Here is a 25,419-nt window from a genome sequence, read left to right on the forward strand (position 1 = left end):
GGGAGGATTCCACGGGCGTCTAGTCAACTTTGACTAGTAGTCTGGGGGGCATGACAGAGACGATGCGTCCCAACGAGACCACCGTGCCGGGGCTGCACACCCACGACCCCCGGGCCACGCTCGACTTCTTCGAGTCGCTCGGCTTCGAGGTCACCTGGAAGCAGTTCAGGCCCTACGTCTACCTGGCGTTCTCCTGGAGCGGCTTCGAGCTCCACTACAGTGGCGCGCCCAAGGGGCTCGACCCCGCCCAGGAGCACACCGGCGGCGCGCTGGTGATGGTCGACGCCGTGGCGCCCTATCACGAGGCCATCACCGCCGCCATGCGCGCGGCCCACGGCAGGGTCCTCTCCCGGGGCCTGCCCCGCGTCACCCGCTTCCGGCCCGGAGCCAGCCGCTTCACCCTGATGGACCCGTCCGGGAACAGCCTCATCTTCATCCAGCGCGACGAGCCCGAGGGCCTGGACTACGGGGGCTCTCCGGAGCTGGAGGGCATCGCCAGGGCCCTCGACCAGGCGCGCAACTTCCGGGAGTTCAAGAACGACGACCTCGCGGCGTACCGGCACCTCAAGTCGGCCCTGCGCAGGCACGCGGAGACCTCCTCCGCGCTGGACCGGGCCCTGGCGCACGCCACCCTGGTCGAGCTGTCCCTGGCCCTGGACGACCCGGAACAGGCCCGGGTCTGGCGGACCGAGCTGGAGGCGGTGGAGCTCACCGAGGAGGAGCGTCAGCGGGTCGAGCGGGAACTGGACCACGCGATCCGCCTGGAGGAGTGGCGTGACGGCGAGGGCCCCGGCGCCTGAGCGCGGGGCTCAGCTCCCGGTGTCGGGGGCCAGGACGCCCTCGAAGGGCGTGCCCTCCTCGTCCGCGAAGGTGTACGCGCCGCCCTCGATCCGGGAGACCAGGCCGCGGGTCCAGGCGGCCTGGGAGTCCGAGGTGTGCACCCACAGGTCCATGATCTCCCCGATGTGCCCCACCGGCTCCGGGCCCCGCACGGGGTCGTAGTGGCGGACCACCTCGGAGCGCCACCCCTCCAGCCCCGCCAACCGGCGCCGCAGCAGGGCGAGGACCTCGCTCCGGGGCAGGTCCACGGCGAAGCCGAGACCGGCGGAGAGCACGTCCGGCCCGGTGTCGTGCGCCGACAGCGCGGCGCGCAGCAGCGAGAGGTACTCCTCGGTGCCGCGTCCGGTGACCTCGTACTCGACCCGGGGCGGGCCCCCGGCGGTGGAGGGCGCCACCTCGTGCGCCACCAGCAGGCCCTGCCGGGCCATCTGCTTGAGCGCGTGGTAGACCGACCCCGGTTTGGCGTTGGACCACTCGTGGGCGCCCCAGGACTCCAGGTCGTTGCGGACCTGGTAGCCGTGCGCCCGCCCGTGGAGCCGGACCGCCCCGAGCACCAGCAAGCGGATGGCCGACATCCCTACCCCTCACCCCGACTGTGGTCAACGCGGACCAGCCTACGGGGTGAGGGGCGTGGCGGACCTGGTCAGGCCCGCTGGTCGGCGGCCAGCTGCTCGTCCTGGCGCCGGTGCTCGGCGCCCAGGGCGATCGGCGCGCCCAGCCACTCGTCACGCAGCCCGAAGGCGTCCACCAGCTGCACGGCGTAGGGGCGCAGCCCCCGGCAGAGGTCGTTCACCGCGGCCGTGACCGCCTTGGTCCGCGCGGTCGAGAGGCGTTCGTGCTCCAGGAACCAGGCGCGGTCCTCCTCGATCACCGACAGCACGTACAGGTCGCAGAGGCGGTTGAGCAGCTTGGCGGTGGACTGGTCGCCGCAGCGGTCGATGCCCGCCACGAACGCCTCCAGCACCACCCGGTCCATGTGCGCCCGACCGGCCGCGAGCACGTGGTCCTGGGCCTGGTTGAACACGTCGAAGGCGTCGCTGCCGTCCTTCTTGGAGCGCCGCAGCCGCCCCGCCAGGCCCTCGATGATGTGCTTCTCGCGGTCCTCCATCAGCTCCAGGTGCCAGCCCCGGTTGTACAGGCCCGCCTCGTCCCGGCCCGGCGACGCGGCGACCAGCCGGTCGATGAGCGGGATCGCGGCGGTGCGCTCGATGACGGTCTCGAACACCTTCCCCGCCATGAACCGGGCCAGACCCAGCTGGTCGAGGTCGCCGAAGGAGTCCTTGAAGTTCGTGAGCAGGGCCTTGGTGAGCTGCTGCAACAGGACGGTGTTGTCGCCCTCGAACGTGGTGAAGATGTCCGAGTCCGCCTTGAGCTGCGGGATGCGGTTCTCCGCGAGGTACCCGGAGCCGCCGCACGCCTCGCGGCAGGTCTGGATGGTCTCGGTGGCGTGCCATGTGGCGATCGCCTTGAGCCCCGCCGCGCGCGACTCCAGCTCCCGCTGGGCGTGCTCGTCGCGCTCACTGGACCTGGACAGCTCGTGCAGGCGCGTGACCAGCTCCTCCTGGGCGAAGTGCAGGCCGTAGGTGCGGGCCAGCGCGGGCAGGAGCTTGCGCTGGTGGGCGAGGTAGTCGAGGATGCGCACCTCCCGCTCCGGCCGGGTGTCCGTGGCGGGGCGGGTGAACTGGCGACGGGTGTCGGCGTAGCGGACCGCGATGGCCAGCGAGGCCTTGGTGGCGGTGCCCGCGCCCCCGGCCACGCTGATGCGGCCCCGGATCAGGGTGCCCAGCATGGTGAAGAACCGGCGGTTGGGGTTCTCGATGGGGCTGGAGTAGGTGCCGTCGGCGGCCACGTCGCCGTAGCGGTTGAGCAGGTTGGTGCGGGGCACCCGCACACCGTCGAACCACAGGCGGCCGTTGTCGACCCCGTTCAGCCCGGCCTTGGGTCCGCAGTCCTCGACGGTCACGCCGGGCAGCGGCGCTCCCTCGTCGTCCCGGATGGGCACCATCACCGCGTGCACGCCGTGTTCGACCAGGCCGCCGTCGGCGTCCGGCGTGCGCAGCTGGGCGAAGACCACCGCCATGCGGCCGTCGCGGGCCGCGTTGCCGATGTAGTCCTTGCGCGCGGACTCGTCGGGGGTGTGGACGACGAACTCCCCGGTGCCCGGGTCGAAGGTGGCGGTGGTGCGCAGGCTCTGCACGTCCGAGCCGTGGCCGGTCTCGGTCATCGCGAAGCAGCCGGGCAGGGCCACGGTCATGACGTCGGGCAGGTACCTCCGGTGGTGCTCGTCGGTGCCCAGCGCCCGGATGGCCCCGCCGAACAGCCCGAACTGCACACCCATCTTCACCATGAGGGACATGTCCGCGACGAGCATCTCGAAGGCCACCACCGAGGCGCCGATGTCGTCGGTGCCGCCCACGGACTCGGGGAAGCCGTAGGCGGGCACGCCGGTCTCCGACAGCGCCATGAGCTGCTTGAGGGTGCGGGCGCGGTGCTCCTCCACGGACAGGCCGTACACCGGGGCGAACTCCTCGCCCCGGACCACGTCACGCGCGCGTTCGCGCACGTGGGCCCACCGTCCGTCGAGCAGACCGCGCAGCTCGGCCTCGTCCAGCTTCAACAGAGCCTGTTCGCTCATGTGCTCCCCCTGTGGTCGTCGTTGACGCGACCTTCACCTGTTACCACTCCGCGCCGGAGGGCTGCCGTGTACACGCCCGGGTCACGGGCGCGTGAGTCCCAAGGTAGAGGGTGGTGGAGAGGGGGTCGGGGCCGGGTCAGACGGCGATGCCGTGCAGGGGGACGGGGGCGGGGACGGGCGCGGGGTCGATCCGGGCGAGCAGGGTGTCCAGGGACAGCCCCAGGGTGGCGGCGACGGCCGCGACGGTGAAGAAGGCCGGGGTGGGGACGCGACCGCCCTCGATCTTGCGGAGGGTCTCCACGGAGATCCCCGAGCAGCGGGCGACGTCCACCGTCGTGCGGTCGCCCCGGGCCTCGCGGAGCAGGGTCCCCAGGGCACGGCCGCGTTCGATCTGGTCTTCGGTGAGCGGTTCTCGAACCATGCCGTGAGTCTAACCCGAGCCCGCGAAGCCGTATAGTAATACCGGTATTGTTATCCCCACGTCGCCCGGAAAGGGTTCCCCATGGTCGAGATCAAGACCCCCGAAGAGATCGCCCTCATGCGAGAGGCGGGACGCGTCGTCGCCCTCGCGCTCGCCGCCGGACGCCGGGCCGCCGCACCCGGCCGCACCACCGCCGACCTCGACCGCGCCGCCGCCGAGGTCATCTCCGAGGCGGGCGCCGAACCGCTCTTCCAGGGCTACCAGCCGCCCTGGGCGCCCATGCCCTTCCCCGGGGTGGCCTGCGTGAGCGTCAACGACGAGATCGTGCACGGCGTCCCCGGCGACCGGGTCCTGGCCGAAGGCGACCTGGTCAGCCTCGACTGCGGGGCGCGCCTGCGCGGCTGGTCCGCCGACTCCGCCATCAGCTTCGTGGTCGGGGAGGCCGACCCGGCCGACCTCGCCCTGATCGCCGCCACCGAGGCGGCGCTCGCCCGGGGGATCGCCGCCGCGCGCCCCGGCGACCGGGTGGGCGACATCGGGCACGCCATCGCCACCGGGGCCCGCGCGGCCGGGTACGGGCTCACCGCCGACCACGGCGGCCACGGGATCGGCCGCACCATGCACGAGGCCCCCGACGTACTCAACGACGGCCGCCCCGGCCGGGGGTTCAGGCTCGTCCCGGGACTGGTCATCGCGATCGAGCCCATGCTGGTGCGCGGCGGCTCCGACGGCTACGCCCACGGTGACGACGGGTGGACCGTCCTCAGCGACGACGGCACCCGGGCCGCCCACTGCGAGCACACGGTCGCCGTCACCGAGGACGGTCCGGTGGTGCTCACCCTGCCCTGACGCGACGCGCCGGGAACGACGACCCGCCCGTGGAGCCCACGGGCGGGCCCCGGCCCCGACGCCGCCTACTCCAGCCCGGGGACGACCATCTCCAGGGTGCCCGCGTCGGCGTCCAGCACCGCCGGAACACCCAGCGGCACGGTGAGCTGCTCGGCGCAGTGCCCGAAATCCAGGCCCCACAGCACCGGCACTCCCAACGGCTCCAGGCGGTCCCGCATCAGCTCCGCGACGACCCCCGGATCGGGCGGGCAGTCCGTCCAGGTGCCCAGGGCGACCCCGGCCACGCCGTCCATCCACCCCGTCCGCAGCAGATGGGTCAGCATCCGGTCGAGCCGCGCGGCGTCCTCGTTGACGTCCTCCAGGATCAGGAGGCCGCCCGCCGCCGACAACCGGCTGTGCGGGGTGGCCAGACCGTCGTTGAGCAGACTCAGGTTCCCACCGAACGTGACCCCCGAGACCCTGCCCGGTACCAGGGCCCGTGCCCCCGGCGAGGTCAGGAGCGTGCGCAGCTGGGGGGAGAACAACGTGGTGTGCAGCTCCCGCTGGGCCACGGCGTCACCCACGAAGTAGCGGGTCCCCACCACCGGCCCGTGCACGGTCGCCACCCCCAGCTCCACCGCGAACGCCTCGTGCAGCGCGGTGATGTCGCTGAACCCGACCAGCGCCTTGGGTGCGGCTCGGCGCATCGCGTCGAAGTCCAGCAGGTCCAGCATTCGGTGGGCGCCGTCGCCGCCCCGTGCGCAGAACACCGCGCGCACGTCCGGATCGCACCACGCCTCCTGGAGGTCCCGGGCCCGGTCCCGGTCCGTCCCTGCCAGGTAGGGCAGCACCGGATGGCGGTCACGCACATGGGGGGCGAGCTCGACCTCCAGGCCCCACCCCCGCAGCGCCTCCACCGCCGCGTCCAGCTGCTGGTCCGGAACCGGGCTGCACGGGGCGACCAGGCGTACCCGGTCCCCCACGCGCAGCCTCGGCGGACGGGTCAGCGCCCGCGCTCTGCGGGGGTCCGCCACAGGCTCGGGGCCCCCTTCACGCACCTCGGTCACCGACTCACCCACGTTGGTCCCATCCCTTCGTCCGTGCCCGCCAGCTCAGGCGCGCAGGAAACTGTCCAGCACCCGCACCCCGAACCGGAGTCCGTCCAGCGGTACCCGCTCGTCCACCCCGTGCAGCAGCCCCGGGTAGTCGACGCCCCCGGGCAGCCGCATGGGGGAGAAGCCGTAGCAGTCGATCCCCAGCCGCGCGAAGACCTTCGCGTCCGTCCCGCCGCCCAGGCACACCGGGACCACCAGGCCCTCCGGGTCGTGCGCCAGGACCGCCGAGCGCAGGGCGTCGAAGGCGGGGGAGTCCACAGGGGCCTCGACCGGCGGCGACCCGTGCGCGTACTCCCACTCCACGTGGTCACCGGTCAGCGCGTCCATCGTGGCCTCGAACCGCTCCCTGCCCCCGGGCAGCACGCGGCCGTCCACACCGGCGGTCGCCTCTCCCGGCACCACGTTCACCTTGTACCCGGCCGAGAGCATCGTCGGCGCGGCGCTGTTGCGCACGGTCGCGGAGACCAGGGAGGCTGCGGTGCCGAACCTCGCCACCAGGGCGTCCACGGCCTCGTTGGTGTCCGTGTCTCCCGGCGCCCGCCCGACCTCCAGCGCCCGGGCGATCGCGTCGATCGCGGAGCGGGTGACCGGCGTCAGGTGCAGGGGCCAACGGTGCTGGTCGATCCGGGCCACCGCGGCGGCCATCGCCCCCACGGCGTTGTCCCTCGGCGGCCGGGAACCGTGCCCGGCCGTTCCGTGTGAACGCAGCGTCAGCCAGGCGCTGCCGCGCTCGGCGGCGCCGATCGGGTACAGGCGGGCGGCGGCCCCCGACGCGGTCCGGGCGTGGACGGTGTGCCCGCCGCCCTCACCGATCGCCACCGTGCAGCCCTCGAACAGGTCGGCGTGGCCGCGCACCAGGTAGTCGGCCCCGTAGGCGGCGCTGTCCTCCTCGTCGGCGACGAACGCCAACACGATGTCGCGCCGGGGGGCCAGACCGAGCCTGGCCCAGTACCGGACCACGGCGGTGACCATGCCCACCGTGTTCTTCATGTCCACCGCGCCGCGTCCCCACAGCGAGGGGACCCCGGTCACCGGACAGTCCGCGATCTCCCCCGCGAAGGGCGGGAACGTCCAGTCGTGGGCGTCCGCGGGCACCACGTCCAGGTGCCCGTGCACGAGCAGGGCGTCCGCGTCCGGATCGGTCCCCGGGATGCGCACCACCACGTTCGCGCGCCGGTCGGCGGACTCCAGGACCACGGGGGAGAGCCCCGCCTCCCCGAGCGCCTCGGCGGCGAACTCGGCGGCGGCGCGTTCGTCCCCCACGCCCTTGCCTTGGTTGGTGGAGTCCCGCCGGATCAGCTCCCGCGTCAGACGGACGGCGTCCTCTCCGGCCTCGGCCAGCGCGGCACCGCGCGCGCTGTCCGTCAGGGAGGTGTTGGTCTGGCCCACGGTCTCGGCCTCGCTCTCAGCAGGGTGCGGGGATTCTTGCCACGTCAGACACACGTTTCACACGCGTGGTTCGATGCCGTTCCCCGTCACAGTTCTATCGGTTTCCACAGGTCGCTGTCCTCGCGATGCGCAATCACCCCGTGCGCGAGGTCACCCGTAGTCCTTCTCCATGGCGTTCGAGATCAGGGTGCACACGGCCTTGAAGGCCCTGATCATCTCGTAGGCGTCCGGCGAGGTGTAGCGGACACGGCGGGCACCCGTACGGGTCACCCCCGGGACGACCGCGGCGGCCTGGGCCAGCTGCGCGGAGTCGACCTCGATCTCCATCGTCTTCGGGGTGCGCCTCGCCGGCGCCACCCGCCCGGCCAGCGCCATGGCGGACTCCGCAGCCGCGCGGATGTCCGCCGCCGTCCTCGCGGGCGGTCGGCAGCGGGCCGCGTACCGGCTCACGTGGTCCTTGACCGCCACCGTGCCAGCCGACGGAGCGTACGCGCGGGAGTCCTCGCACGCCCGGTCGTCGCCGGTCACCAGGATCACCGGGGTTCCGTACTCCGCCACCACAGCGGCGTTGAGATAGCCCTCGCTGGCCGTGTGGCCGTCCAGCCACACCCCGGTGATCGCGTTCGGCAGGTAGGTGTGCGCCAGCACGCCGTCCTCGCCCGCGGCGCAGTGGTACCCGAGGAAGACGATCCCGTCGACGTCCCCCGCCTGGACGCCCTCCACCATGGAGAGCTCCTTGTGGCGGCCGGTGATCATCGTGGCCCGCAGGTCCAGCTCCTCCAGCAGGAGGTTGCGCATGGTCGAGTGGGCCTCGTTGACCAGCACCTCGGTGGCGCCGCCCTCGACCAGCCCGCTGATCGCGGCGTTGACGTCGCTGGTGAACATCGAACGGCAGCGCTGCCACTGCTCGGTCCCTGGCTCGCAGTCGGCGGGCCAGGTGACGCCGGTGGCGCCCTCCATGTCCGCGGAGATGAGGATCTTCATCCAGCAGACCCTAGCCCGGAGCCGGTCGGCGCGCCACGCCGTGGCGACGACGGACCTCCCGTGCCGGGGCCGGTGCTCCCCGGGCGCCGTTCAGCGACGGGTGCGGGGGTACAGCGGGGCGCTCCTGGCCCGTGGAAGCGCGACTCCGGGCGCGCTCCGGGGGGCCTGGTCGCCGCGGGGGCGGGGGACGGGGGTGGCGGCGCGGGACTCCAGGGCCTCGGCGGCCGCCTCACGGACCTTGTGGTCGGGGTCTCTCGCCAGGCGGGTCAGGAGCCCGGCCACACCGGGGAGGGACCAGGCGGCGATGGTCTCGGCCAGCGTGGCGCGGACCAGGGGTTCGGGGTGGCCGGACAGGGACGCCACGCGGTCCAGGGGGCCCCGGCGGCGCTCGCCGATCCTGGCCAGGGCCTCGCGCAGGGCGACCGTGTCGCCCCGATCGCAGGCGTCGGCGACGAGCTCGATCGGGATCGGGCCGCTGCGCGGGTGGGGCCGGGTCTCGGAGAGCCGTCGGACCTCGCGGATGCGGTGCACCTCGCGGCGTTCGACCCCGCGGGGTACGAACACCTCCCAGCCACGGGGTTCACGGAGTCCGGCGACGACGCGCACCGCCTCGGCGGCGTCGACCAGGCGGGGGCCGTCGCTGTCGTCGAAGTGCCCCACGGTGACCGGTTCGTCGTCGGAGAGGGTGAGGTACACCCCTATCAGGCCGCGGGGTCCGTGATGGCCGGTCAGCTCACGCAGCCACTGGTGCGTCACCGTGTACGAGGGCAGCACGGGGAAGCAGAACACCCCGCGTACGCCTCCGGGCCCCACAGCGGTGCCCAGGCCGGACCTCCGTACGCGGGAGATGTTGGCGCGGGGGGTCAGGTGGACGAACATCGCCATGGCTTGGTTCCTGTGTGTTGATGGGACGTGACGGTGGGTCGATGAGTGCGGGGATCAGTCAATCCGCAACAGCGCTCCCGGTGCAGGGGTTCTCCGCAACCTGTTCGGACCGGCTCCGTGGTGTCCGCACACGTGAGGGCCCCGGTGCCGGTTGGCGGCCAGGGCCCTGGGGGAGGGGAGCGTCACGCGGTCGACGGGTCACCCCGGACGCGAACGCGTCCCGCTCGGGATCGCCGAAGGAGAGGTACCCAGGTTCGCGGTCGTTCGAATCCCGCACAGCATAGGATGCCGCTCCGTCAGCGCGCGGTTCCGCTGCGACACACGACCCCCGGCAAACATGTGGGCGCTCCGCGTTCGTTCGGTCACCCAGGGTGGCTTCGGGGGGTGTGCGAGAGCCCCGGCGCCGTCGGCGGCCGGGGCTCGGGGGACTACGGCAGGGTGAGGATCTCCGCGCCGGAGTCGGTGATGACCAGGGTGTGCTCGAACTGCGCGGTCCACCGGCGGTCGGCGGTGACGGCGGTCCAGCCGTCGTCCCACATGTCGTACTCCACGGCGCCCAGGGTGATCATGGGCTCGATCGTGAAGGTCATGCCCGGCTCCATCACCGTGGTGGCGCGCGGGTCGTCGTAGTGCGGCACGACCAGGCCGGAGTGGAACTCCGGGCCCACGCCGTGGCCGGTGAAGTCACGCACCACCCCGTAGCCGAAGCGCTTGGCGTACGACTCGATGACGCGGCCGATCACGTTGATCTGCCGCCCCGGGCGGCAGGCCTTGATGGCGCGCGTCGTGGCCTCGCGGGTGCGCTCGACGAGGAGGCGGTGCTCCTCGGAGACGTCACCGGAGAGGAAGGTGGCGTTGGTGTCGCCGTGCACGCCGTCCTTGTACGCGGTGATGTCGATGTTCACGATGTCGCCGTCGCGGACCACCGTGTCGTCGGGGATGCCGTGGCAGATGACCTCGTTGAGGGAGGAGCACAGCGACTTCGGGTAGCCCTTGTAACCCAGGGTGCTCGGGTAGGCGCCGTGGTCCAGCAGGAACTCGTGGCCGATCCGGTCCAGCTCGTCCGTGGTCACCCCGGGCTGGACGTTCTTGCCGACCTCCTCGAGCGCCCGGGCCGCGATGCGCCCCGCCACACGGATCCTCTCGACGGTCTCCGGGGTCTGGACGTCGCCCAGGACACCCTCCACCGGACGCTTCTGACCCACGTACTCCGGCCGGACGATGTGCGAGGGGACCGAACGTTGGGGCGAGATGCGCCCAGGAACCAGCGGAGTAGTCATGGACACTGATTGTAGTTCGTGGGCGGCGGGTGAGGAGCGCCCGGCGGAAGGGTAGATGCCACACGTACCGGAACGACGAGAGGTGGTCGTGGTGAACGACGCAGAGGACGACGGCTGGTGGTACTGCCTCCGTCACAGCAGGGTCGAACACGGCGCGGGCTGTCCCGACTCCCAGCGGCTCGGGCCCTACCCGGACGAGGCCACGGCCGCGCGGGCGCTGCACATCGCGGCGGAGCGCAACGAGGCCTGGGACGAGCAGGACGAGAACGAGGGCAACAGCTGAGGGAGCGCGGGGCCGAGTCGGCGGGCACCGGCCCTGCGCGTTCCCCCTCATGGGCCGTTCTGACAGGATCGGCCCATGAGCGAACACGACGCACAGCAGGGCGCGGACATCACCGGGCTGACCATCGCGGTCCTGGGCGGGACCGGTGACCAGGGACGGGGACTCGCCCGCCGCTTCGCCCGGTCCGGGCTCACGGTCCTCCTGGGCTCGCGCGACGCCGAGCGCGCGGCCAAGGCCGCGGACGACCTCGTGGCGGCCGAGTCCACCCCGATCGACGTGCGGGGACGGGCCAACGCCGACGCGGCGGCGCAGGGGGACATCGTGGTCGTCGCCGTTCCGTGGGACGGTCACCGTGAGCTGCTGGTGTCGCTGGCCGACCGCCTGGCGGGCAAGATCGTGGTGGACTGCGTGAACCCGCTCGGCTTCGACAAGAAGGGCCCCTTCGCCCTGGACGTCCCGGAGGGGAGCGCCGCCCAGCAGGCCGCCGAGGTCCTGCCGGGCAGCCGGGTCACCGCCGCCTTCCACCACGTCTCCGCCGTGCTCCTCCTGGACCCCGAGGTCGACCAGATCGAGCTGGACGTCCTGGTGCTGGGTGAGGACCGCGACGCCACGGACACCGTGCGCGCCCTGGCGGACCGGATCCCGGGGGTGCGCGGAGTGTTCGGCGGGCGCCTGCGCAACGCCCGCCAGGTCGAGGCCCTCACCGCCAACCTGATCGCGGTCAACCGCCGCTACAAGACGCACGCGGGTGTCCGGATCACCGGCCTGTAGGTCCGGGCCTCCTAGGCGGCCCACTCCTTGACCTTCTCGATGAGCCGGGCGGGGTTCTCACCGACCGGGGTCACGTTGAGCTGGGTGACCCCGGCGGCCCGGAAGGCCTCCACGCGCTCGCGCACGTAGGACTCGGGGCCGACCAGGTTGGTCAGCTCCACGAACTCGTCCGGGACCGCGGCGGCGGCCTCGTCCTTCCTCCCGGCCAGGTAGAGGTCCTGGATCCTCTCGGCGGCCTCCTCGTAGCCGTACCGCTGGGCCACCGTGTTGTAGAAGTTCCTCCCCTTGGCTCCCATGCCGCCCACGTACAGGGCGATGATCGGGCGGGTGAGGTCCGCGAGGCGCCGGGTCTCCTCGTCCTCACCGATGGCGAGCAGGCCGCCCGCCGAGATCTCCAGCCCGCCGAGGCCGGGGTCGCGCTTGGCCCGGCCCCTGGCGAGGGACTCGCCCCACACGCTCTCGGCCTTCTCCGGGATGAACAGGTGCGGCAGCCAGCCGTCGGCGGTCTCGGCGGTCATCTCGACGTTCTTCTCACCGAGGGAGGCGACGTGGATCGGGATGCGCGGGCGCACCGGGTGGTTGATGATCTTGAGCGGCCGACCCAGCCCGGTGCCCTGCTCGGGCGGCAGCGGCAGCTGGAACACCTTGCCGTCGTGGGTCAGACGCTCCTCGCGCGCCCAGACCTTGCGGCAGATCTCGATGGTCTCCCGGGTGCGGCCGAGCGGCTTGGTGTAGGGGATTCCGTGGAAGCCCTCGATCACCTGCGGGCCGCTGGCCCCGAGGCCGAGGACGGCGCGCCCGTCGGAGAGGTAGTCGAGACCGGCGGCGGTCATCGCGATCAGGGTGGGCGTGCGGCTGTACATCGGCAGGATGGCGGAACCGATGGACACGCGTTCGGTGCGGGCGGCGAGGTAGCCCATGAGGGTGGGGCTGTCGTAGCCGTAGGCCTCCGCGACCCACACGGTGTCCAGCCCGGCCCTCTCCAGTTCGACGACCTGCTCGACGGCCTCCTTGGGCTCGCCCGCGTACTGGAGCGGCATCGAGATGCGCATGTGCTGTCCTCCCGGTGGGCCGGACCCCGGCCCGCGTCGGTGCTCGGTGTGCCGACACTGTACTACCGAGTCACGTTCGGTTTCCGTGTCACCCCGACCCTCATGCCCAAGAGTTCTTGGCCAAGAACTCTTGGCCAAGACTCCTTGGTCGTCTAGGGTGCCGGTATGAACGCCACACCCGAGGACCGCGACCGCACCGTCCCGGACCCCTTCGAGAACGCCGCCGTCCTGGACGCCCACTCCCTGCGCGGACTGGCGCACCCGCTGCGCATGCGCGTCTACCAGCTGCTCCAGAGGGCCCCCGCCACCGGCAAGACCGTCGCCGAGAGGCTGGGGGTCTCCTCCGCCTCGGCCAGCTACCACCTGCGCCAGCTGGAGACCCACGGGTTCATCAGCGAGGACCCGGGACTGGGCACCAGCCGCGAACGCTGGTGGAGGGCGGCCCCGCACGGGTTCCGGCTCCCCGAGAGCCTGGACACCGAGGCCCCCGAACTCACCACCGCGCTGCGCCACACCATCGCCGCGGGGTGGACCGAACGCCTCGGCGCGGCGGTCAACGAGTGGTCGGCCCAGCCCGAGGGGTGGCGCGAGGCCCAGTTCATGTCGGACCGCACCCTCCACCTCACCCTCGAACAGATGGACCGCCTGCGAGCGGAGCTCGTCGAGGTGCTCGACCGGCACACGGCCGAGGGCGGGACCGGCGCGGCGGGGGAGCGCACCGTGCACGTCCAGCTGGCCGCCTTCCCCGGCGCCGATCCCACCGCAGAGGGAGCCTTATGAGACCGGTCGTCGGCCTGGTCGCCGCCGAGGCCCTCGCCTACACGGGCACCAGGCTGGCCATGATCGCCATCCCCTGGTTCGTCCTGGAGACCACCGGCAGCCCCGCGCACATGGGGCTGGTGACCCTCTTCGAACTGGGCTCCTACACCCTGACCCGGCTGTTCGTCGGCCCCCTCCTGGACCGTGTCGGCCAGCGCGCGGTGAGCGTCCGGGTGGACCTGCTGGCCGCCGCCGCCCTCGCGGTCGTCCCCCTGCTGCACTCCCTGGGGCTGTTGCCGTTCCCGGTGCTGCTGGTCCTGGTTACCGTGATCGGACTGGCCACCGGCCCCTCGGAGGCGGCCAAGGTCTCGCTGTCCCCGTTCGTGGCCGCCGCCTCGGGCGTCCGGCTGGAACGCGTCACCGGGCTGACCGGGACGGTCGACCGGCTCTCCATGACCGTGGGACCGATCGCCGCCGGCGCGGTGGTCGCCGCCCTGGGCGCGCTCACCGCGCTGTACGTGAACGCCGCCCTCATGGTGCTGGCCGCCCTGGTGACGGCGCTGCTCCTGCGCCGTGACGTCGAGGAGGCGGGGCGGACCGGGAGGGACCCGGAGGAGGGCGACGGCTACCTCGTCCGGCTGCACGCGGGCTGGCGGGCGGTCTGGGGTGATCTGCCGCTGCGCGCGCTGGTCACGATGATCATGGTGACCAACATCGTGGACGTGGCGGTCATGAGCCTGGCCCTGCCCGTCTGGGCGGCCGGGCACGGGTGGGGCCCGCAGGCGGTGGGACTGGTCGCGGGGGCGCTCGGCGGCACCTCCGTGGCGGGCTCCCTGCTGGCGGTGTGGATCGGCCACCGGCTGCCGCGCCGGGCGACGTTCCTCGCCGCGATGGTGCTCTCCGGTCCGCCGCGCGTCCTGGTGCTCGCCCTCGACGTCCCCCTGTGGGCGGTCGTGGCGGTGTGGGCGGCCTCCGGACTCGGCGGCGGCCTGATCAACCCGATCCTGGGCGCGGTGATCTTCGAACGGCTGCCCCCGCGCATGATCGGTCGGGGGATGTCCATGGTGGGGGCGCTCGCCCGGATCGGAGCGCCGGTCGCGGCGCCGGGCGTCGGGGTGGCGATCGGCCTGTTCGGCGTCTCCCCGGTCCTGGTCGCCGGGGCCGGGCTGTACCTGGCGGCGGTGTGCCTGCCCGCCTTCGGGCGCGCGGCCGCGGGGCTGGAGCGGCCCCCGGAGGAACCGGAGGCCGTCCAGCCGCCGGATCAGCTCGCGTAGGTGTGCTCCTCGGCGGGGAAGCTCCCGCCGACGACCTCGGACGCGTAGTCCGTGGCCGCCTCGCGCAGGGTCTCCGCGAGGTTGGCGTAGGTCTTGACGAACTTCGCCACCCGGGGGCTCAGCCCGGCCATGTCCTGCCACACCAGCACCTGGGCGTCGGTGGAGGGACCGGCGCCGATACCGATGGTCGGGACGGCCAGCTGCTCGGTCACCTCGGCCGCGAGGTCGGCCGGGACCGCCTCCAGCACGACGGAGAACGCGCCCGCGCGCTCCAGTTCCTTGGCGTCCTTGAGCAGACCGGCGGCGGCCTCGCCCCGGCCCTGCACGCGGTAGCCGCCCAGGGTGTTGACCGACTGCGGGGTCAGGCCGATGTGGCCCATCACCGGGATGCCCGCCGAGGTCAGCAGCTCCACCTGGGGCGCGACCGCGTGGCCGCCCTCCAGCTTCACCGCCTGGGCGTTGCCCTCCTTCATGAACCGGGAGGCCGCCTCCAGCGCCTGCTGGGGGGAGCCCTGGTAGGAGCCGAAGGGCAGGTCGGCCACGACCAGCGCCCGCTTGGTGGAGCGGGTGACGGCGGCGGTGAGCGGGATCAGCTCGTCCACCGTCACCGGGACGGTGGAGTCGTAGCCGTAGACCACGTTGGCGGCGGAGTCGCCGACGAGCAGGACGGGGATGCCCGCCTCGTCGAAGATCCGTGAGGTGAGGGCGTCGTAGGCGGTCAGCATCGGCCACCGCTCGCCGCGCTGCTTGGCCAGGGCCAGGTCGCGGATGGTGACGCGCCGGTTGGTGACCCCGCCGTACAGGGCGTTCCCGGCGGAGGGGGTCTTGGCTGTGGTGCTCATGATGGGTTCTTCCTCCGTTGTCTCGAAGCACCCGTTGGGGTGTCCCCGGACCTGTGGACGAAAACTGTTGTCGTGCGCGCACTCACGCGCGGTTCCCCGAAGGGAGGGGTTCCTCGGGAGGAACGGTGTGCCGGGGAGGGATGTTCCCCGTCCCCCCGCCACCGGCCTCCTGCCCACCCGGCGGCGCCGGTGCGGGGAAGAACGGTGCGCGGGGGCGCACGCCAGCATCATCGCACGGGACGGGTCGGGCCGTCCTCCCCGGGGAGGGTGCCTCTTCCGTACCCGTTCGGTAACCCCGGTGCCGCGTCCCCCGTGTCCCCCGTGTCGGACGGGGACGGCTGGTTAGCATGACAGCGGCACCGGGTTGAGCGGCTGAAGGGACGTCCGTGGACCAGCAGACAGCGCACCGGCGCAGGTGGGGCGGGTTGGCGGTGTTGATCATCTGCCTGCTGGTGATCGTGGCCGACAACACGATCCTCAACGTCGCACTGAAGACGCTCTCCGATCCGAACCGGGGGGTGGGCGCCAGCCAGGCCCAGCTGGCGTGGGCGATCAACGCCTACACCCTGGTCTTCGCCGGGCTGCTGTTCACCTTCGGGGTGCTCGGTGACCGGTGGGGGAGGCGGCGGCTGCTGGTGGCCGGGCTGGCGGTGTTCGGCACCGCGTCCGCGCTGACCGCCTACTCACAGAGCCCCGAGCAGCTCATCGCCGCGCGCGCCGCGATGGGGTTCGGCGCCTCCATGGTCATGCCGCAGACCCTGTCGGTGATCACCAACGTGTTCCCGCCGCAGGAGCGGGCCCGGGCGATCGGTCTGTGGGCCGGTGCGGTCGGGCTGGCGATGGCGATCGGACCGTCGGCGGGCGGGCTGCTCCTGGAGAACTTCTGGTGGGGTTCGATCTTCCTGGTCAACGTGCCCTTCGTGATCCTCGGGCTGGCACTGATGTTCGTGCTCATCCCCGAGTCCAGGAACGAGGACGCCGGGCGTCCGGACGTGCTGGGCGTGCTGCTGTCCATCCCCGGTCTGGTCCTGATCGTCTACGGGATCATCACGGCGGGGGAGCGGGCCTCGCTCGCGGACTGGGACGTGTACGGGGCGCTGCTGGCGGGCGTGGCGGTGCTGGCGCTGTTCCTGTTCCACGAGTCGCGCACCACCGACCCCTCCCTGGACGTGCGCTTCTTCCGGGACCCCCGGTTCAGCGTCTCCGTCGCCACGATCATGGTCCTGTTCTTCAGCATGGCCGGGATCATCTTCTTCCTCAGCTTCTACTGGCAGAGCGTGCGCGAGTTCCCGCCGTTCATCGCGGGCCTCCTGGTGCTGCCCGCGGCGGTGGGCCAGATGATCTTCGCGCCGCTCAGCCCCACCCTGGTGCGCTGGGTGGGTCCGCGCGCCCTCGCCCTGGCGGGTGTGGCGACGGTCTGCTGCAGCTTCGCCTTCTACACCCAGATCCGGGTGGACACCCCGCTGTACCTGATCATCGCGTTCTTCTTCCTCCAGACCTCGGCCATGGCGGTGGTGCTCACCCCGGCGACCAACGCCATCATGTCGTCGGTCCCGCCGGGCAAGGCCGGGGCCGCCTCGGCGGTGCAGAACACGGTGCGGCAGGTCGCCACCGCCATGGGGGTGGCGGTCCTCGGAGCGGTGATCTCGTTCCGCTACCGGGCGGGGATCGAGCCCACCCTGGACTCGGTGGTGGAGCGCAGCCACGACGTGGACCCGGCCCAGGTGCGGGCGGCCGGTGAGTCCATCGAGGCCACCATGGTGCTGGCCCAGAGGCTGGGCGGTGCGGGAGACGCGCTGGTCGCCCCGGCCAAGGAGGCCTTCGTGGCGGGCCTGCACTCGGCCGCGCTGGTCTCGCTGTGCTTCGGGCTGGTGGGCCTGGTCGTGGTGTGGGTGTGGATGCCCCGGGAGCCCCCGGACCACGAGTCGAGCGATCGGACCGCGAGCAGGTCCTAGCGGGGCGCCGACGCACGACGCGCGGAGGGGTCGGCGGCCATACTGGGCACCATGCAGGTCCACGAATCCTCCCCCGTCTTCGTCGGTCGCCACCACCACCTGTCCCTGCTCGCGGCGGACGCCCGCCGCACCGTCCCCGAGGGCGCCCGCACCGTGCTGGTCCGCGGCGGCGCGGGGGTCGGCAAGTCCCGCCTGATCACCGAGCACCTGCGGCGACTCCCCGACACCCCCGCCGCCGTGGGCGGCTGCCTGGAACTGGGCGCGGAGGGCGTTCCCTTCGCCCCCTTCACCGCCCTCCTGCGCGAACTCGTGCGCTCCGGCGGCCCCGCCGCCGACCCCACCGGTGACCTCGGCCGCCTCCTCCCCGAACTCGGGGGCGTCCCAGGGGCCGTCGGCGAGAGCCGCGCACGCCTGTTCGAGGCGGTCCTCACCTTCCTGGAGGAGCGCGCCGCACCGGCCGGTCTCACACTGGTGGTCGAGGACCTGCACTGGGCCGACACCTCCACCCGCGACCTGCTCGTCTTCCTGTTGCGCAACCTCGGCGCCGCGCCGGTGCACCTGCTCATCAGCGTGCGCACCGACGACCTGCACCGCACCCACCCGCTGCGCGGCCTGCTCCCCGAGCTCGAACGCCTGCCCGGGGTCGGCCGCCTGGACCTGGAACCGCTCTCCCGGGACGAGGTCGGCGCCCAGGCCACCGCCCTCCGCGGCCGGGAACTCGACCCCGCCGACCTCGACCTGCTGTTCGAGCGCAGCGGGGGCAACCCGCTCTTCGTGGAGTCGTTCCTCGCCACCGGCCACGACCCCGCCGGGGCGCCCCTCCCGGACGGGCCCCGGGACCTGCTGCTCTCCGCCGTCGAACCCCTGCCCGAACCCACCCGCCGCGTCCTCGGACTGGTCGCCACCGCCGGGACCCGGGTCCGGCACACCCTCCTGGCCGGTGTGGCCCGCCGCGCCGGGATCTCCGAGGAGGAACTCGACGCAGCCCTTCGCCCGGCCGTCGACGCCCGGATCCTGCGCTCGACGGCGGACGGCTACGCGTTCCGGCACGCCCTGCTGGCGGAGGCGGTGCACACCGACCTCATGCCGGGTGAACGCGTGCGCGCGCACCGCCGCTACGCCGAGGCGCTCCAGGAGGGCGTGGAGCGGATGCCCGAGCGCGAGCGGGAGCTCCAGCTCGCCCACCACGCGCACCGCGCGCACGACCATCCGCTCGCCCTCTCAGCCGCCTGGCGGGCGGCCGACCACGCCGCCGCCGTGGACGCCTACCCCGAGCACCTGGGGCTGATCGAACGCGTCCTGGAACTGTGGGACCAGGTGCCCGACGCGGCCGAACGCGTCGGGGTGCCCCGGGACCAGGTCCTGGTCCGGGCCGCCGAGGTCTCCCTGGTCGCCGGTTCGCTGCGCCGCGCGGTCGGCTACGCCACCGAGGGGCTGGAGGAACTCGGGATCACGGGCTTCCACGACCCCCTCGGGGCCCGCAGGGAGAGCTTCGAACGCGCCTCCCGGCTGCGGCACGCCCGGGGACGCGCCCTCAAGGAGATGGGCCGCGACGGCGCGCTGGAGGACCTGGCCGACGCCCTCATGCTGCTCGCCCACGACCACCCGGACGACACGGCGGTCGGCGCGACCCTGGCCGCCACCCTGATGATGCGCGGCCACCTGGACCAGGCGGGCAGGATGGCTCGTCGGGTCCTCAACCGCGCGCGCGAGCGCGGCGACCGACGGAGCGAGGCGGACGCGCTCATCACCCTCGGCAGCCTCAGCGACCCCCTCGACGCCGACGAGGGACTGGAGCTGTTCGAAGAGGGAATCGGTCTGGCTCGGGAGATCGGTGACGTGCCGGTCGAGATCCGGGGGCTGGTCAACCTCAGCGGCCACCTCAAGAACCGCAACCGGCTGGAGGAGAGCGCCCGGGTCTCCCAGGAGGGGATGCGACGCTGCCGTGAGCTCGGGCTGACCCGGACCCAGGGTGGAGCGTTCGCCTTCGGGCTGGCGGCCACCCGGTTCCACCAGGGACGGTTCTCCGAGAGCGAGGAGCTGTTGACCGGGGTCACGGACAGCGGGGTGACGTGGGCGCGGGCGCTCACCCTGCGCATGCACCTGGAGCTGTACCGCTGGCGGCCGGACGCGCTGCGCGCCACCATCGACGAGTTCCACCGCGTGCTGCCCGAACGGGTGAGCTCCCCGGTGGAGCACCTTCCGGTGCACGGGGTCCGCCAACAGCTGGCCATACACGAGGGGCGCCTGGTGGACGCCGGACGGATGACCCGGGACCTGCTCCTCAGGGCCGCGAAGGAACGCTCCACGACCGCCCTCGCCCACAGCCTCTACCGGTCCATCGTGGTCTGGCACGCCTCGGTCGCGGCCCGCCTGGCGGAGGAGCCCGGAGAGGAGGCGCGCCGCCTGGCCAGTGAGATCCGCGAGCTCCTGGACGACCAGCCGACCGCCGCCGAGCACTCCGACTCCCACGCGACCCGGCTGGCCGCCGAGGCCTGGCTGGCCCCGGATCCCGAGGAGTCCCTGGCACTGTTCGAGGCGGCGTTGGGGGCGGTCGAGCCCACCGGCCATGTCGTCGTCGGAGCCGAGTACCGGTTGGCGGCGGCGCAGGCGGCCCTGCGGGCGGGGCACCGCGACCGCGCCGCCGGGCACATCGACACGGTCCACCGCCTGGCGGTCCGGCGGGGCATCGCCCTGTTCGAGAGGCAGACCCGCGCCCTGCGGGCCCGCCACGCCCTGCCCGACCCCGACGGACACGCCGCCACCGGCCCCGCGCCGGAACGGGCCGCGCTCCCCGCCGGGCCCGTCCCGGGGCCCGCGTCGGCGCCCGCCGGGCTGACGCCGCGTGAGGTGGAGGTGCTGCTGGAGGTGGCCCGGGGGTCGAGCAACCGTGAGGTGGGGGAGGTGCTGTTCATCTCGGGCAAGACGGTGAGTGTGCACCTGAGTAACGCGATGGGGAAGCTGGGAGCGGCCAACCGCACCGCCGCCGTGGCGCGGGCCCGGGAGCTCGGACTGCTCTGACCCGGCCCGCTCCCGGGCGCCCCGGGCATACTGGGGCGTATGTCCTCCTCCGTCTTCGTCGGCCGCCAGCTGCAGGTCGACCACCTCCTCTCTGACGCCGCACGGACCAGCGCCGAGGGGGCCAGGACGGTCCTGCTCTGCGGTGACGCCGGGATCGGCAAGTCGCGGCTCCTGGAGGAGTACCTGGAGCACACTCCACTGGGGAACCGCGCCCTGGGCGCCTGCCTGGAACTGGGCGCCGAGGGCATCGCCTTCGCCCCCTTCACCGCGCTCCTGCGCCAGCTGGTCCGGGAGGGCGGACCGGCACCGGCCGCCGGGAGCGAACTCACGCGTCTCCTGCCCGGTCGGGGTGCGGCCCCCACCGCGCGGTCCGGCACCGACGACCACGACCGCGCCCGGCTGTTCGAGGCGGTGCTGACCTTCCTGGAGGAGCGGGCGGACCCGGCCGGGCTCAGCCTGGTGGTCGAGGACCTGCACTGGGCCGACGCCTCCACCCGCGACCTGCTCGTCTTCCTGTTGCGCAACCTCGGCGCCGCACCGGTGCACCTGGTGGTCTCGGTGCGCTCCGACGACCTGCACCGCACCCACCCCCTGCGCCGCGCCCTGTCCGAACTCGAACGGCTGCCCCGGGTCACCCGGCTCGACCTCGCGCCGCTCACACGGGAGGCCGTCGCCGCGCAGGCCGCCGCGCTGAGCGGATCGGTGCCGGACCCCGACGCCCTGGACCTCCTCCTGGAACGCAGCGGCGGCAACCCCCTCTTCGTGGAGTCCTTCCTCGCGGCACCCGAGGGCGGCGGTGTCCCCGACGGCCCGCGCGAACTGCTGATGCGTCGGGTGGAACCCCTGGCCGCCACCACCCGAAGGGTCCTCGGTCTGGCCTCGGTGGCCGGGGACCGGGTCGACCACGGGCTGCTCGCGGAGGTGGCCGAGGCCTCCGGAGTGGGCGAGGACGACCTCGACGAGGCGCTGCGCGAGGCGGTCGACGCCCGGCTGCTCAGTGCCACGGACACCGGGTACGTGTTCCGGCACGCGCTGTTGGCCGAGGCGGTCAAGGGCGACCTGCTGCCCGGCCAGCGGGTGCGCGCCCACCGCCGCTACGCGACCGTGCTGGAGGGCGGTGTGCCGGGGCTGTCCCGCGCCGAGTCGGTCGCCCAGCTGGCCCACCACGCCTACGCGGCACACGACCATCCGAGGGCACTCGTCGCGGCGTGGGAGACGGCCGGGCACGCCAGCGCCGCGAGTGCCCACCCCGAGTACCTGGCGCTGCTGGAACGCGTCCTGGAACTGTGGGAGATGGTGCCCGACGCCGCCGACCTGCTCGGACTCTCCCACGGGGACTTCCTGCTCACGGTGTGCCGGGCTGCGCAGGTCGCGGGTGCGCTGCACCGGTCGGTCCAGCACGCCAGCGAGGCCCTGTCCGACCTCGACCCCGGAACCGAACCCGAACTGGTCGCCCGCCTCCTGGTCACGCGGGGCCTGTCCTACAAGGAACTGGGGCGGATCGAGGCGCTCGACGACCTGCGCGCCGCCGCCGCGCTGGTCCCGGCGGACCACCCGGAGCGGGCCGTGGTGAGCGCCACGACCGCCACGGTCCTCATGATGCGGGGCAGCGACGCCGACGCTGAGCGGGCCGCCCGCGTGGCCATCGAGGAGGCGCGCGCCTGCGGTGACCGGGCCAGCGAGGCCGACGCACTCGTCACGCTGGGAGCCCTGCTCGACCACACGGGGTCGGAGGAGGCCCTGGAGATGTTGCGCGAGGGGGTCCGGATCGCTCGTGATCGGGGCTACGTGCAGGTGGAGATGCGCGGACTGAACAACCTCGGCAGCAACCACGGCCGGCGGTTCGAGGCGCGGGAGTCGTGGGCGTGCGCCCAGGAGGCACTGGAGCGCAGCGCCGAGTTGGGACTGGCCCGCAGCGACCGGGCCGGCCTGGTCAACGGGCTGGTCATCGCGCTCCTGAACCTGGGACGCCTGGACGAGGCGCGGGAACGACTGGGCGGAGTCCCGGCGGGGGAGAACCTGGCCGGGGGGAGGCGCCAGACCCTCATCGCCCAGCTGGCCGCTCTGGAGGGCGACTGGGAGACCAGCGAACGCGCGCTGGAGGAGTTCACCCGGCTGCTGCCCCGGGAGACCGCCACCCGGGTGGAGTACATGCCGCACTACTACACGCGCGTGCTGCTCCTGCTCTTCGGACCGGGCGAGCGTTGGGCGGAGGCGGCCCGGACGATCCACGAGGGGGAACGCGGGATCGGCATGCTCTCCCAGGTCAGGTTCAGCGCCAGCGGTCTGTCCACGATGGCGATGGTGGTGTGGCGGCTGCGGCGCCGTGCCGGGGCAGGGGACCGGGAGACGGCCGAGGAGCTGGCGGGGAAGCTGAGGGCGGTGCTGGAGCGGGAGGACTGGCCGGTCGCCCCGGCGGCGATGCTGACCCGGCACGTCAGCCTGGGCTTCATGGAGGAGGACCCGGCACGGGCGCTGGAACACTGGGACCGGGCCCTGCCGCTGGCCGAGCGGACCCTGGGCCTGAGCCGGGCGGAGTGCCTGTTCGGGGCCTTCTGGGCGGCGCACGAGACGGGCGACGCCGATCGCGCCCGGGAACTGCTGCGCCTGACCGAGTCCGTGCTGGACGCGTTCGACGTGCACACGGTCCGCCGGTTGGTGGAGGAGATGCGCGCGGCGCTCGATCGGCCCGACACCACGGCCCGGCCCGCTGGTCTGACTCCGCGTGAGGTGGAGGTGCTGGTGGAGGTGGCGCGGGGGTCGAGCAACCGGGAGGTGGGGGAGGCGTTGTTCATCTCGGGCAAGACCGTGAGCGTGCACCTGAGCAACGCGATGGGGAAGCTGGGGGCGACCAACCGCACGGCGGCGGTGGCGCGGGCCCGGGAGCTCGGCCTGCTCTGACCCGGCCCGGTCGGCTCGGCCCCCGACGGCCCGGAACCGACCCGACGGACCCGACCGCCAGGCGCCCCCGGGCCGGGGGCGAGCCGGTCAGGCCCGGGAGCCCGCCCTGCTGATCCGGGACAGCGAGGCCTCGACGTCCACGCGTTCGCTCGGCCGGTTGTGGGGGAGCCGCGCGAGCAGGCGGGCCATGGCGCACGTGTCGGTGATCCCGGCGAGGGCCAGCCCGGCGCCGACCAACGCGGCCAGGAACACGGCGGGGGTCCACCACAGGCTCAGCAGCGCCGCGACCAGCACGATCGAACCCGAGACGAGGCGCACCTGGCGGTCCAGGGCCCACCGCTGCGGGCCGTGCACGGCGGGGCCGTCGGCCTCCGCCCAGGCGTCCATACCCCCGGCCAGCACCACGGCGTCGTCCAGCCCCGCCGCTGCCAGCCGCCGCCGCGCCTGCTCGGCACGGGACCCGGTCCGGCACACCAGGACGATCTGCTCGGAGGCGTCCCGGGCCACCCGCCCGGCGTGGTGGTCGAGCTCGCCCAGCGGGAGGTTGACCGCTCCGGGGACGTGCGCACCCTCGAACTCGGCCGGGGTGCGCACGTCCACCAGGAGCGGGGAGGACCCGCTGTCGATCCGGGCTCTGACGGTCGCCGCGTCGACGGACTCGCTCATGTGTGTCTGACTCCAGAAGGGGAGAAGGGGTAGTCCACGACTTTGGTAGGAATTCTACCCCCCGGGGTATGTGACGTGCTTGTCACGGATTCCGGGAATACCTCCCGATACGGAGTCCTGTGCTGGTCAGAGCGTCGGCAGGTACCTCTGGAGCTCGTACGGGGTCACCTGGCGGCGGTAGGAGTTCCACTCCGCCTTCTTGTTGCGCAGGAAGAAGTCGAAGACGTGCTCGCCCAGCGTCTCCGCGACCAGCTCGCTGTTCTCCATCAGGCGCAGCGCCTCGTCCAGGCTCTGGGGGAGCGGCTTGATGCCCAGCGCCCGGCGCTCGGAGTCGGTGAGGGCCCAGACGTCGTCCTCGGCTCCGGGCGGCAGCTCGTAGCCCTCCTCGATCCCCTTCAGCCCGGCGGCCAGGATCACCGCGTAGGCCAGGTACGGGTTGGCGGAGCTGTCCAGCGAGCGGATCTCGATCCGGCTGGAGTTCGACTTGCCCGGCTTGTACATCGGCACGCGGACCAGCGCCGAGCGGTTGTTGTGCCCCCAGCAGATGTAGGCCGGAGCCTCGCCGCCCATCCCCGCCGAGGCGGCCGGGTCGTCCCAGATGCGCTTGTACGAGTTCACCCACTGGTTGGTGACGGCCGCGATCTCGTCGGCGTGGCGCAGCAGCCCGGCTATGAACCCGCGCCCGACCTTGGAGAGCTGGTACTCGGCGCCGGGCTCGTAGAAGGCGTTGCGGTCACCCTCGAAGAGCGACAGGTGGGTGTGCATGCCCGACCCCGGGTACTGGGTGAAGGGCTTGGGCATGAAGGTGGCGTACACGCCCTGCTCCATGGCCACCTCCTTCATCACCAGACGGAAGGTCATGATGTTGTCGGCGGTGGTGAGCGCGTCCGCGTAGCGCAGGTCGATCTCCTGCTGGCCCGGTCCGCCCTCGTGGTGGCTGAACTCCACCGAGATGCCCATGGCCTCCAGCATGTTGATCGCGTTGCGCCGGAAGTCGTGCGCGCTGTTGTGCGGCGTGTGGTCGAAGTACCCGCCCGAGTCGTTGGGCTCGGGGAACTCGCCGTGCTCCGGGAACTTCTTCAGGAGGTAGAACTCGATCTCGGGGTGCGTGTAGAAGGTGAACCCGAGGTCGGAGGCCTTCCCGAGCTGGCGCTTGAGCACGTGCCTGGGGTCCGCCGGGGACGGCGAACCGTCGGGCATGAGGATGTCGCAGTACATGCGCGCGGTGCCGTGCGGCTCGTTGCGCCAGGGCAGCACCTGGAACGTGGAGGGGTCGGGCTGGGCGAGCATGTCGGCCTCGTAGACCCGGGCGAAGCCCTCGATGGCCGAGCCGTCGAACCCGATGCCCTCGGAGAAGGCGGCCTCCAGCTCGGCGGGTGCCACCGCCACGGACTTGAGGTACCCGAGCACGTCGGTGAACCACAGCCTCACGAACCGGATGTCGCGCTCCTCCAACGTGCGGAGCACGAATTCCTGCTGTCGATTCACGATTACCCTCCTCGATGCCGGTCGGTCCCG

Annotated in this window: 21 protein-coding genes; 9 read left to right on the top strand and 12 right to left on the bottom strand. The window is 72.9% G+C overall.

Going from position 1 to position 25,419, the window contains the following annotated elements; all coding sequences use genetic code 11:
* The first annotated feature begins 50 nt into the window (after positions 1-50).
* Positions 51-800, top strand: a complete 750-nt coding sequence (locus AC0VYM_RS09160; protein ID WP_475461023.1) for a VOC family protein — start codon at positions 51-53, stop codon at positions 798-800.
* A gap of 9 nt (positions 801-809) precedes the next feature.
* Here AC0VYM_RS09160 and AC0VYM_RS09165 read toward each other — a convergent pair whose 3' ends face one another.
* From AC0VYM_RS09165 to AC0VYM_RS09175, 3 genes are all read right to left on the bottom strand, one after another.
* Positions 810-1,415 carry a PadR family transcriptional regulator gene (locus tag AC0VYM_RS09165; RefSeq protein WP_475461026.1) on the bottom strand — a complete coding sequence of 202 codons (606 nt, stop codon included), beginning with the start codon at positions 1,413-1,415 and terminating at the stop codon, positions 810-812.
* Between the two features lie 68 nt (positions 1,416-1,483).
* Entirely contained in the window at positions 1,484-3,475 is a 1,992-nt protein-coding gene (locus tag AC0VYM_RS09170; protein ID WP_475461029.1) for an acyl-CoA dehydrogenase family protein, read from the bottom strand.
* A 136-nt stretch (positions 3,476-3,611) separates the two neighbouring features.
* On the bottom strand, positions 3,612-3,896 hold the full coding sequence (locus AC0VYM_RS09175) for a helix-turn-helix domain-containing protein (protein ID WP_475461031.1): 285 nt from the start codon (positions 3,894-3,896) through the stop codon (positions 3,612-3,614).
* Between the two features lie 81 nt (positions 3,897-3,977).
* Between AC0VYM_RS09175 and map (AC0VYM_RS09180) the strand changes: the two genes are divergently transcribed.
* The gene (map, locus tag AC0VYM_RS09180) at positions 3,978-4,745 is read left to right on the top strand and encodes a type I methionyl aminopeptidase (RefSeq protein WP_475461033.1); all 768 of its coding nucleotides are present in this window, start codon (positions 3,978-3,980) and stop codon (positions 4,743-4,745) included.
* Between the two features lie 65 nt (positions 4,746-4,810).
* Here the strand turns inward: map (AC0VYM_RS09180) and AC0VYM_RS09185 are convergent, their stop codons facing one another.
* From AC0VYM_RS09185 to map (AC0VYM_RS09205), 5 genes are all read right to left on the bottom strand, one after another.
* Positions 4,811-5,803 (bottom strand): S66 peptidase family protein, encoded by a 993-nt coding sequence (locus tag AC0VYM_RS09185; RefSeq protein WP_475461036.1) that lies wholly within the window; start codon positions 5,801-5,803, stop codon positions 4,811-4,813.
* Between the two features lie 33 nt (positions 5,804-5,836).
* Positions 5,837-7,228 (bottom strand): M20/M25/M40 family metallo-hydrolase, encoded by a 1,392-nt coding sequence (locus tag AC0VYM_RS09190; protein ID WP_475461039.1) that lies wholly within the window; start codon positions 7,226-7,228, stop codon positions 5,837-5,839.
* 150 nt (positions 7,229-7,378) lie between these two features.
* A complete protein-coding gene (locus AC0VYM_RS09195) occupies positions 7,379-8,212 on the bottom strand; it encodes a M55 family metallopeptidase (RefSeq protein ID WP_475461041.1) in 834 nt (277 codons plus the stop codon).
* Between the two features lie 90 nt (positions 8,213-8,302).
* A complete protein-coding gene (locus AC0VYM_RS09200) occupies positions 8,303-9,097 on the bottom strand; it encodes a HEAT repeat domain-containing protein (protein ID WP_475461044.1) in 795 nt (264 codons plus the stop codon).
* 428 nt (positions 9,098-9,525) lie between these two features.
* Positions 9,526-10,377 carry a type I methionyl aminopeptidase gene (gene map / locus AC0VYM_RS09205; RefSeq protein WP_475461045.1) on the bottom strand — a complete coding sequence of 284 codons (852 nt, stop codon included), beginning with the start codon at positions 10,375-10,377 and terminating at the stop codon, positions 9,526-9,528.
* A gap of 91 nt (positions 10,378-10,468) precedes the next feature.
* On the opposite strand from map (AC0VYM_RS09205), the gene AC0VYM_RS09210 reads away from it, so the two are divergent.
* Both AC0VYM_RS09210 and npdG read left to right on the top strand, forming a co-directional pair.
* Entirely contained in the window at positions 10,469-10,660 is a 192-nt protein-coding gene (locus AC0VYM_RS09210; RefSeq protein ID WP_475461048.1) for a hypothetical protein, read from the top strand.
* Positions 10,661-10,735: 75 nt separating this feature from the next.
* Positions 10,736-11,431 carry an NADPH-dependent F420 reductase gene (gene npdG / locus AC0VYM_RS09215; protein ID WP_475461051.1) on the top strand — a complete coding sequence of 232 codons (696 nt, stop codon included), beginning with the start codon at positions 10,736-10,738 and terminating at the stop codon, positions 11,429-11,431.
* An 11-nt stretch (positions 11,432-11,442) separates the two neighbouring features.
* Here npdG and AC0VYM_RS09220 read toward each other — a convergent pair whose 3' ends face one another.
* A complete protein-coding gene (locus AC0VYM_RS09220) occupies positions 11,443-12,483 on the bottom strand; it encodes an LLM class F420-dependent oxidoreductase (RefSeq protein WP_475461054.1) in 1,041 nt (346 codons plus the stop codon).
* Positions 12,484-12,648: 165 nt separating this feature from the next.
* Between AC0VYM_RS09220 and AC0VYM_RS09225 the strand changes: the two genes are divergently transcribed.
* Positions 12,649-13,263: a helix-turn-helix domain-containing protein gene (locus AC0VYM_RS09225; protein ID WP_475461056.1), complete on the top strand. Its 615-nt coding sequence runs from the start codon at positions 12,649-12,651 to the stop codon at positions 13,261-13,263.
* On the top strand, positions 13,260-14,516 hold the full coding sequence (locus AC0VYM_RS09230) for an MFS transporter (protein ID WP_475461059.1): 1,257 nt from the start codon (positions 13,260-13,262) through the stop codon (positions 14,514-14,516). The genes AC0VYM_RS09225 and AC0VYM_RS09230 overlap by 4 nt, the downstream gene beginning before the upstream one ends.
* Here the strand turns inward: AC0VYM_RS09230 and panB are convergent.
* Positions 14,504-15,358 carry a 3-methyl-2-oxobutanoate hydroxymethyltransferase gene (gene panB / locus AC0VYM_RS09235; RefSeq protein WP_475461061.1) on the bottom strand — a complete coding sequence of 285 codons (855 nt, stop codon included), beginning with the start codon at positions 15,356-15,358 and terminating at the stop codon, positions 14,504-14,506. The two genes, AC0VYM_RS09230 and panB, sit on opposite strands and share 13 nt — an antisense overlap.
* Positions 15,359-15,744: 386 nt before the next feature.
* Between panB and AC0VYM_RS09240 the strand changes: the two genes are divergently transcribed.
* Genes AC0VYM_RS09240 through AC0VYM_RS09250 form a run of 3 tightly spaced genes read left to right on the top strand, consistent with a single transcriptional unit; the run spans position 15,745 to position 23,235 of the window.
* The gene (locus AC0VYM_RS09240) at positions 15,745-17,313 is read left to right on the top strand and encodes an MFS transporter (RefSeq protein ID WP_475461063.1); all 1,569 of its coding nucleotides are present in this window, start codon (positions 15,745-15,747) and stop codon (positions 17,311-17,313) included.
* A 51-nt stretch (positions 17,314-17,364) separates the two neighbouring features.
* Positions 17,365-20,334 (top strand): helix-turn-helix transcriptional regulator, encoded by a 2,970-nt coding sequence (locus tag AC0VYM_RS09245; RefSeq protein WP_475461065.1) that lies wholly within the window; start codon positions 17,365-17,367, stop codon positions 20,332-20,334.
* Between the two features lie 39 nt (positions 20,335-20,373).
* Entirely contained in the window at positions 20,374-23,235 is a 2,862-nt protein-coding gene (locus tag AC0VYM_RS09250; RefSeq protein WP_475461068.1) for a helix-turn-helix transcriptional regulator, read from the top strand.
* Positions 23,236-23,322: 87 nt separating this feature from the next.
* On the opposite strand, the gene AC0VYM_RS09255 is transcribed toward AC0VYM_RS09250, so the two are convergent.
* Both AC0VYM_RS09255 and AC0VYM_RS09260 read right to left on the bottom strand, forming a co-directional pair.
* Complete coding sequence (locus AC0VYM_RS09255; RefSeq protein ID WP_475461070.1) at positions 23,323-23,901, bottom strand: rhodanese-like domain-containing protein; 579 nt, start codon at positions 23,899-23,901, stop codon at positions 23,323-23,325.
* A 126-nt stretch (positions 23,902-24,027) separates the two neighbouring features.
* Entirely contained in the window at positions 24,028-25,389 is a 1,362-nt protein-coding gene (locus AC0VYM_RS09260; protein ID WP_184365415.1) for a glutamine synthetase family protein, read from the bottom strand.
* Positions 25,390-25,419 lie beyond the last annotated feature (30 nt).

It is taken from the genome of Nocardiopsis sp. iso_237 (assembly GCF_056173345.1).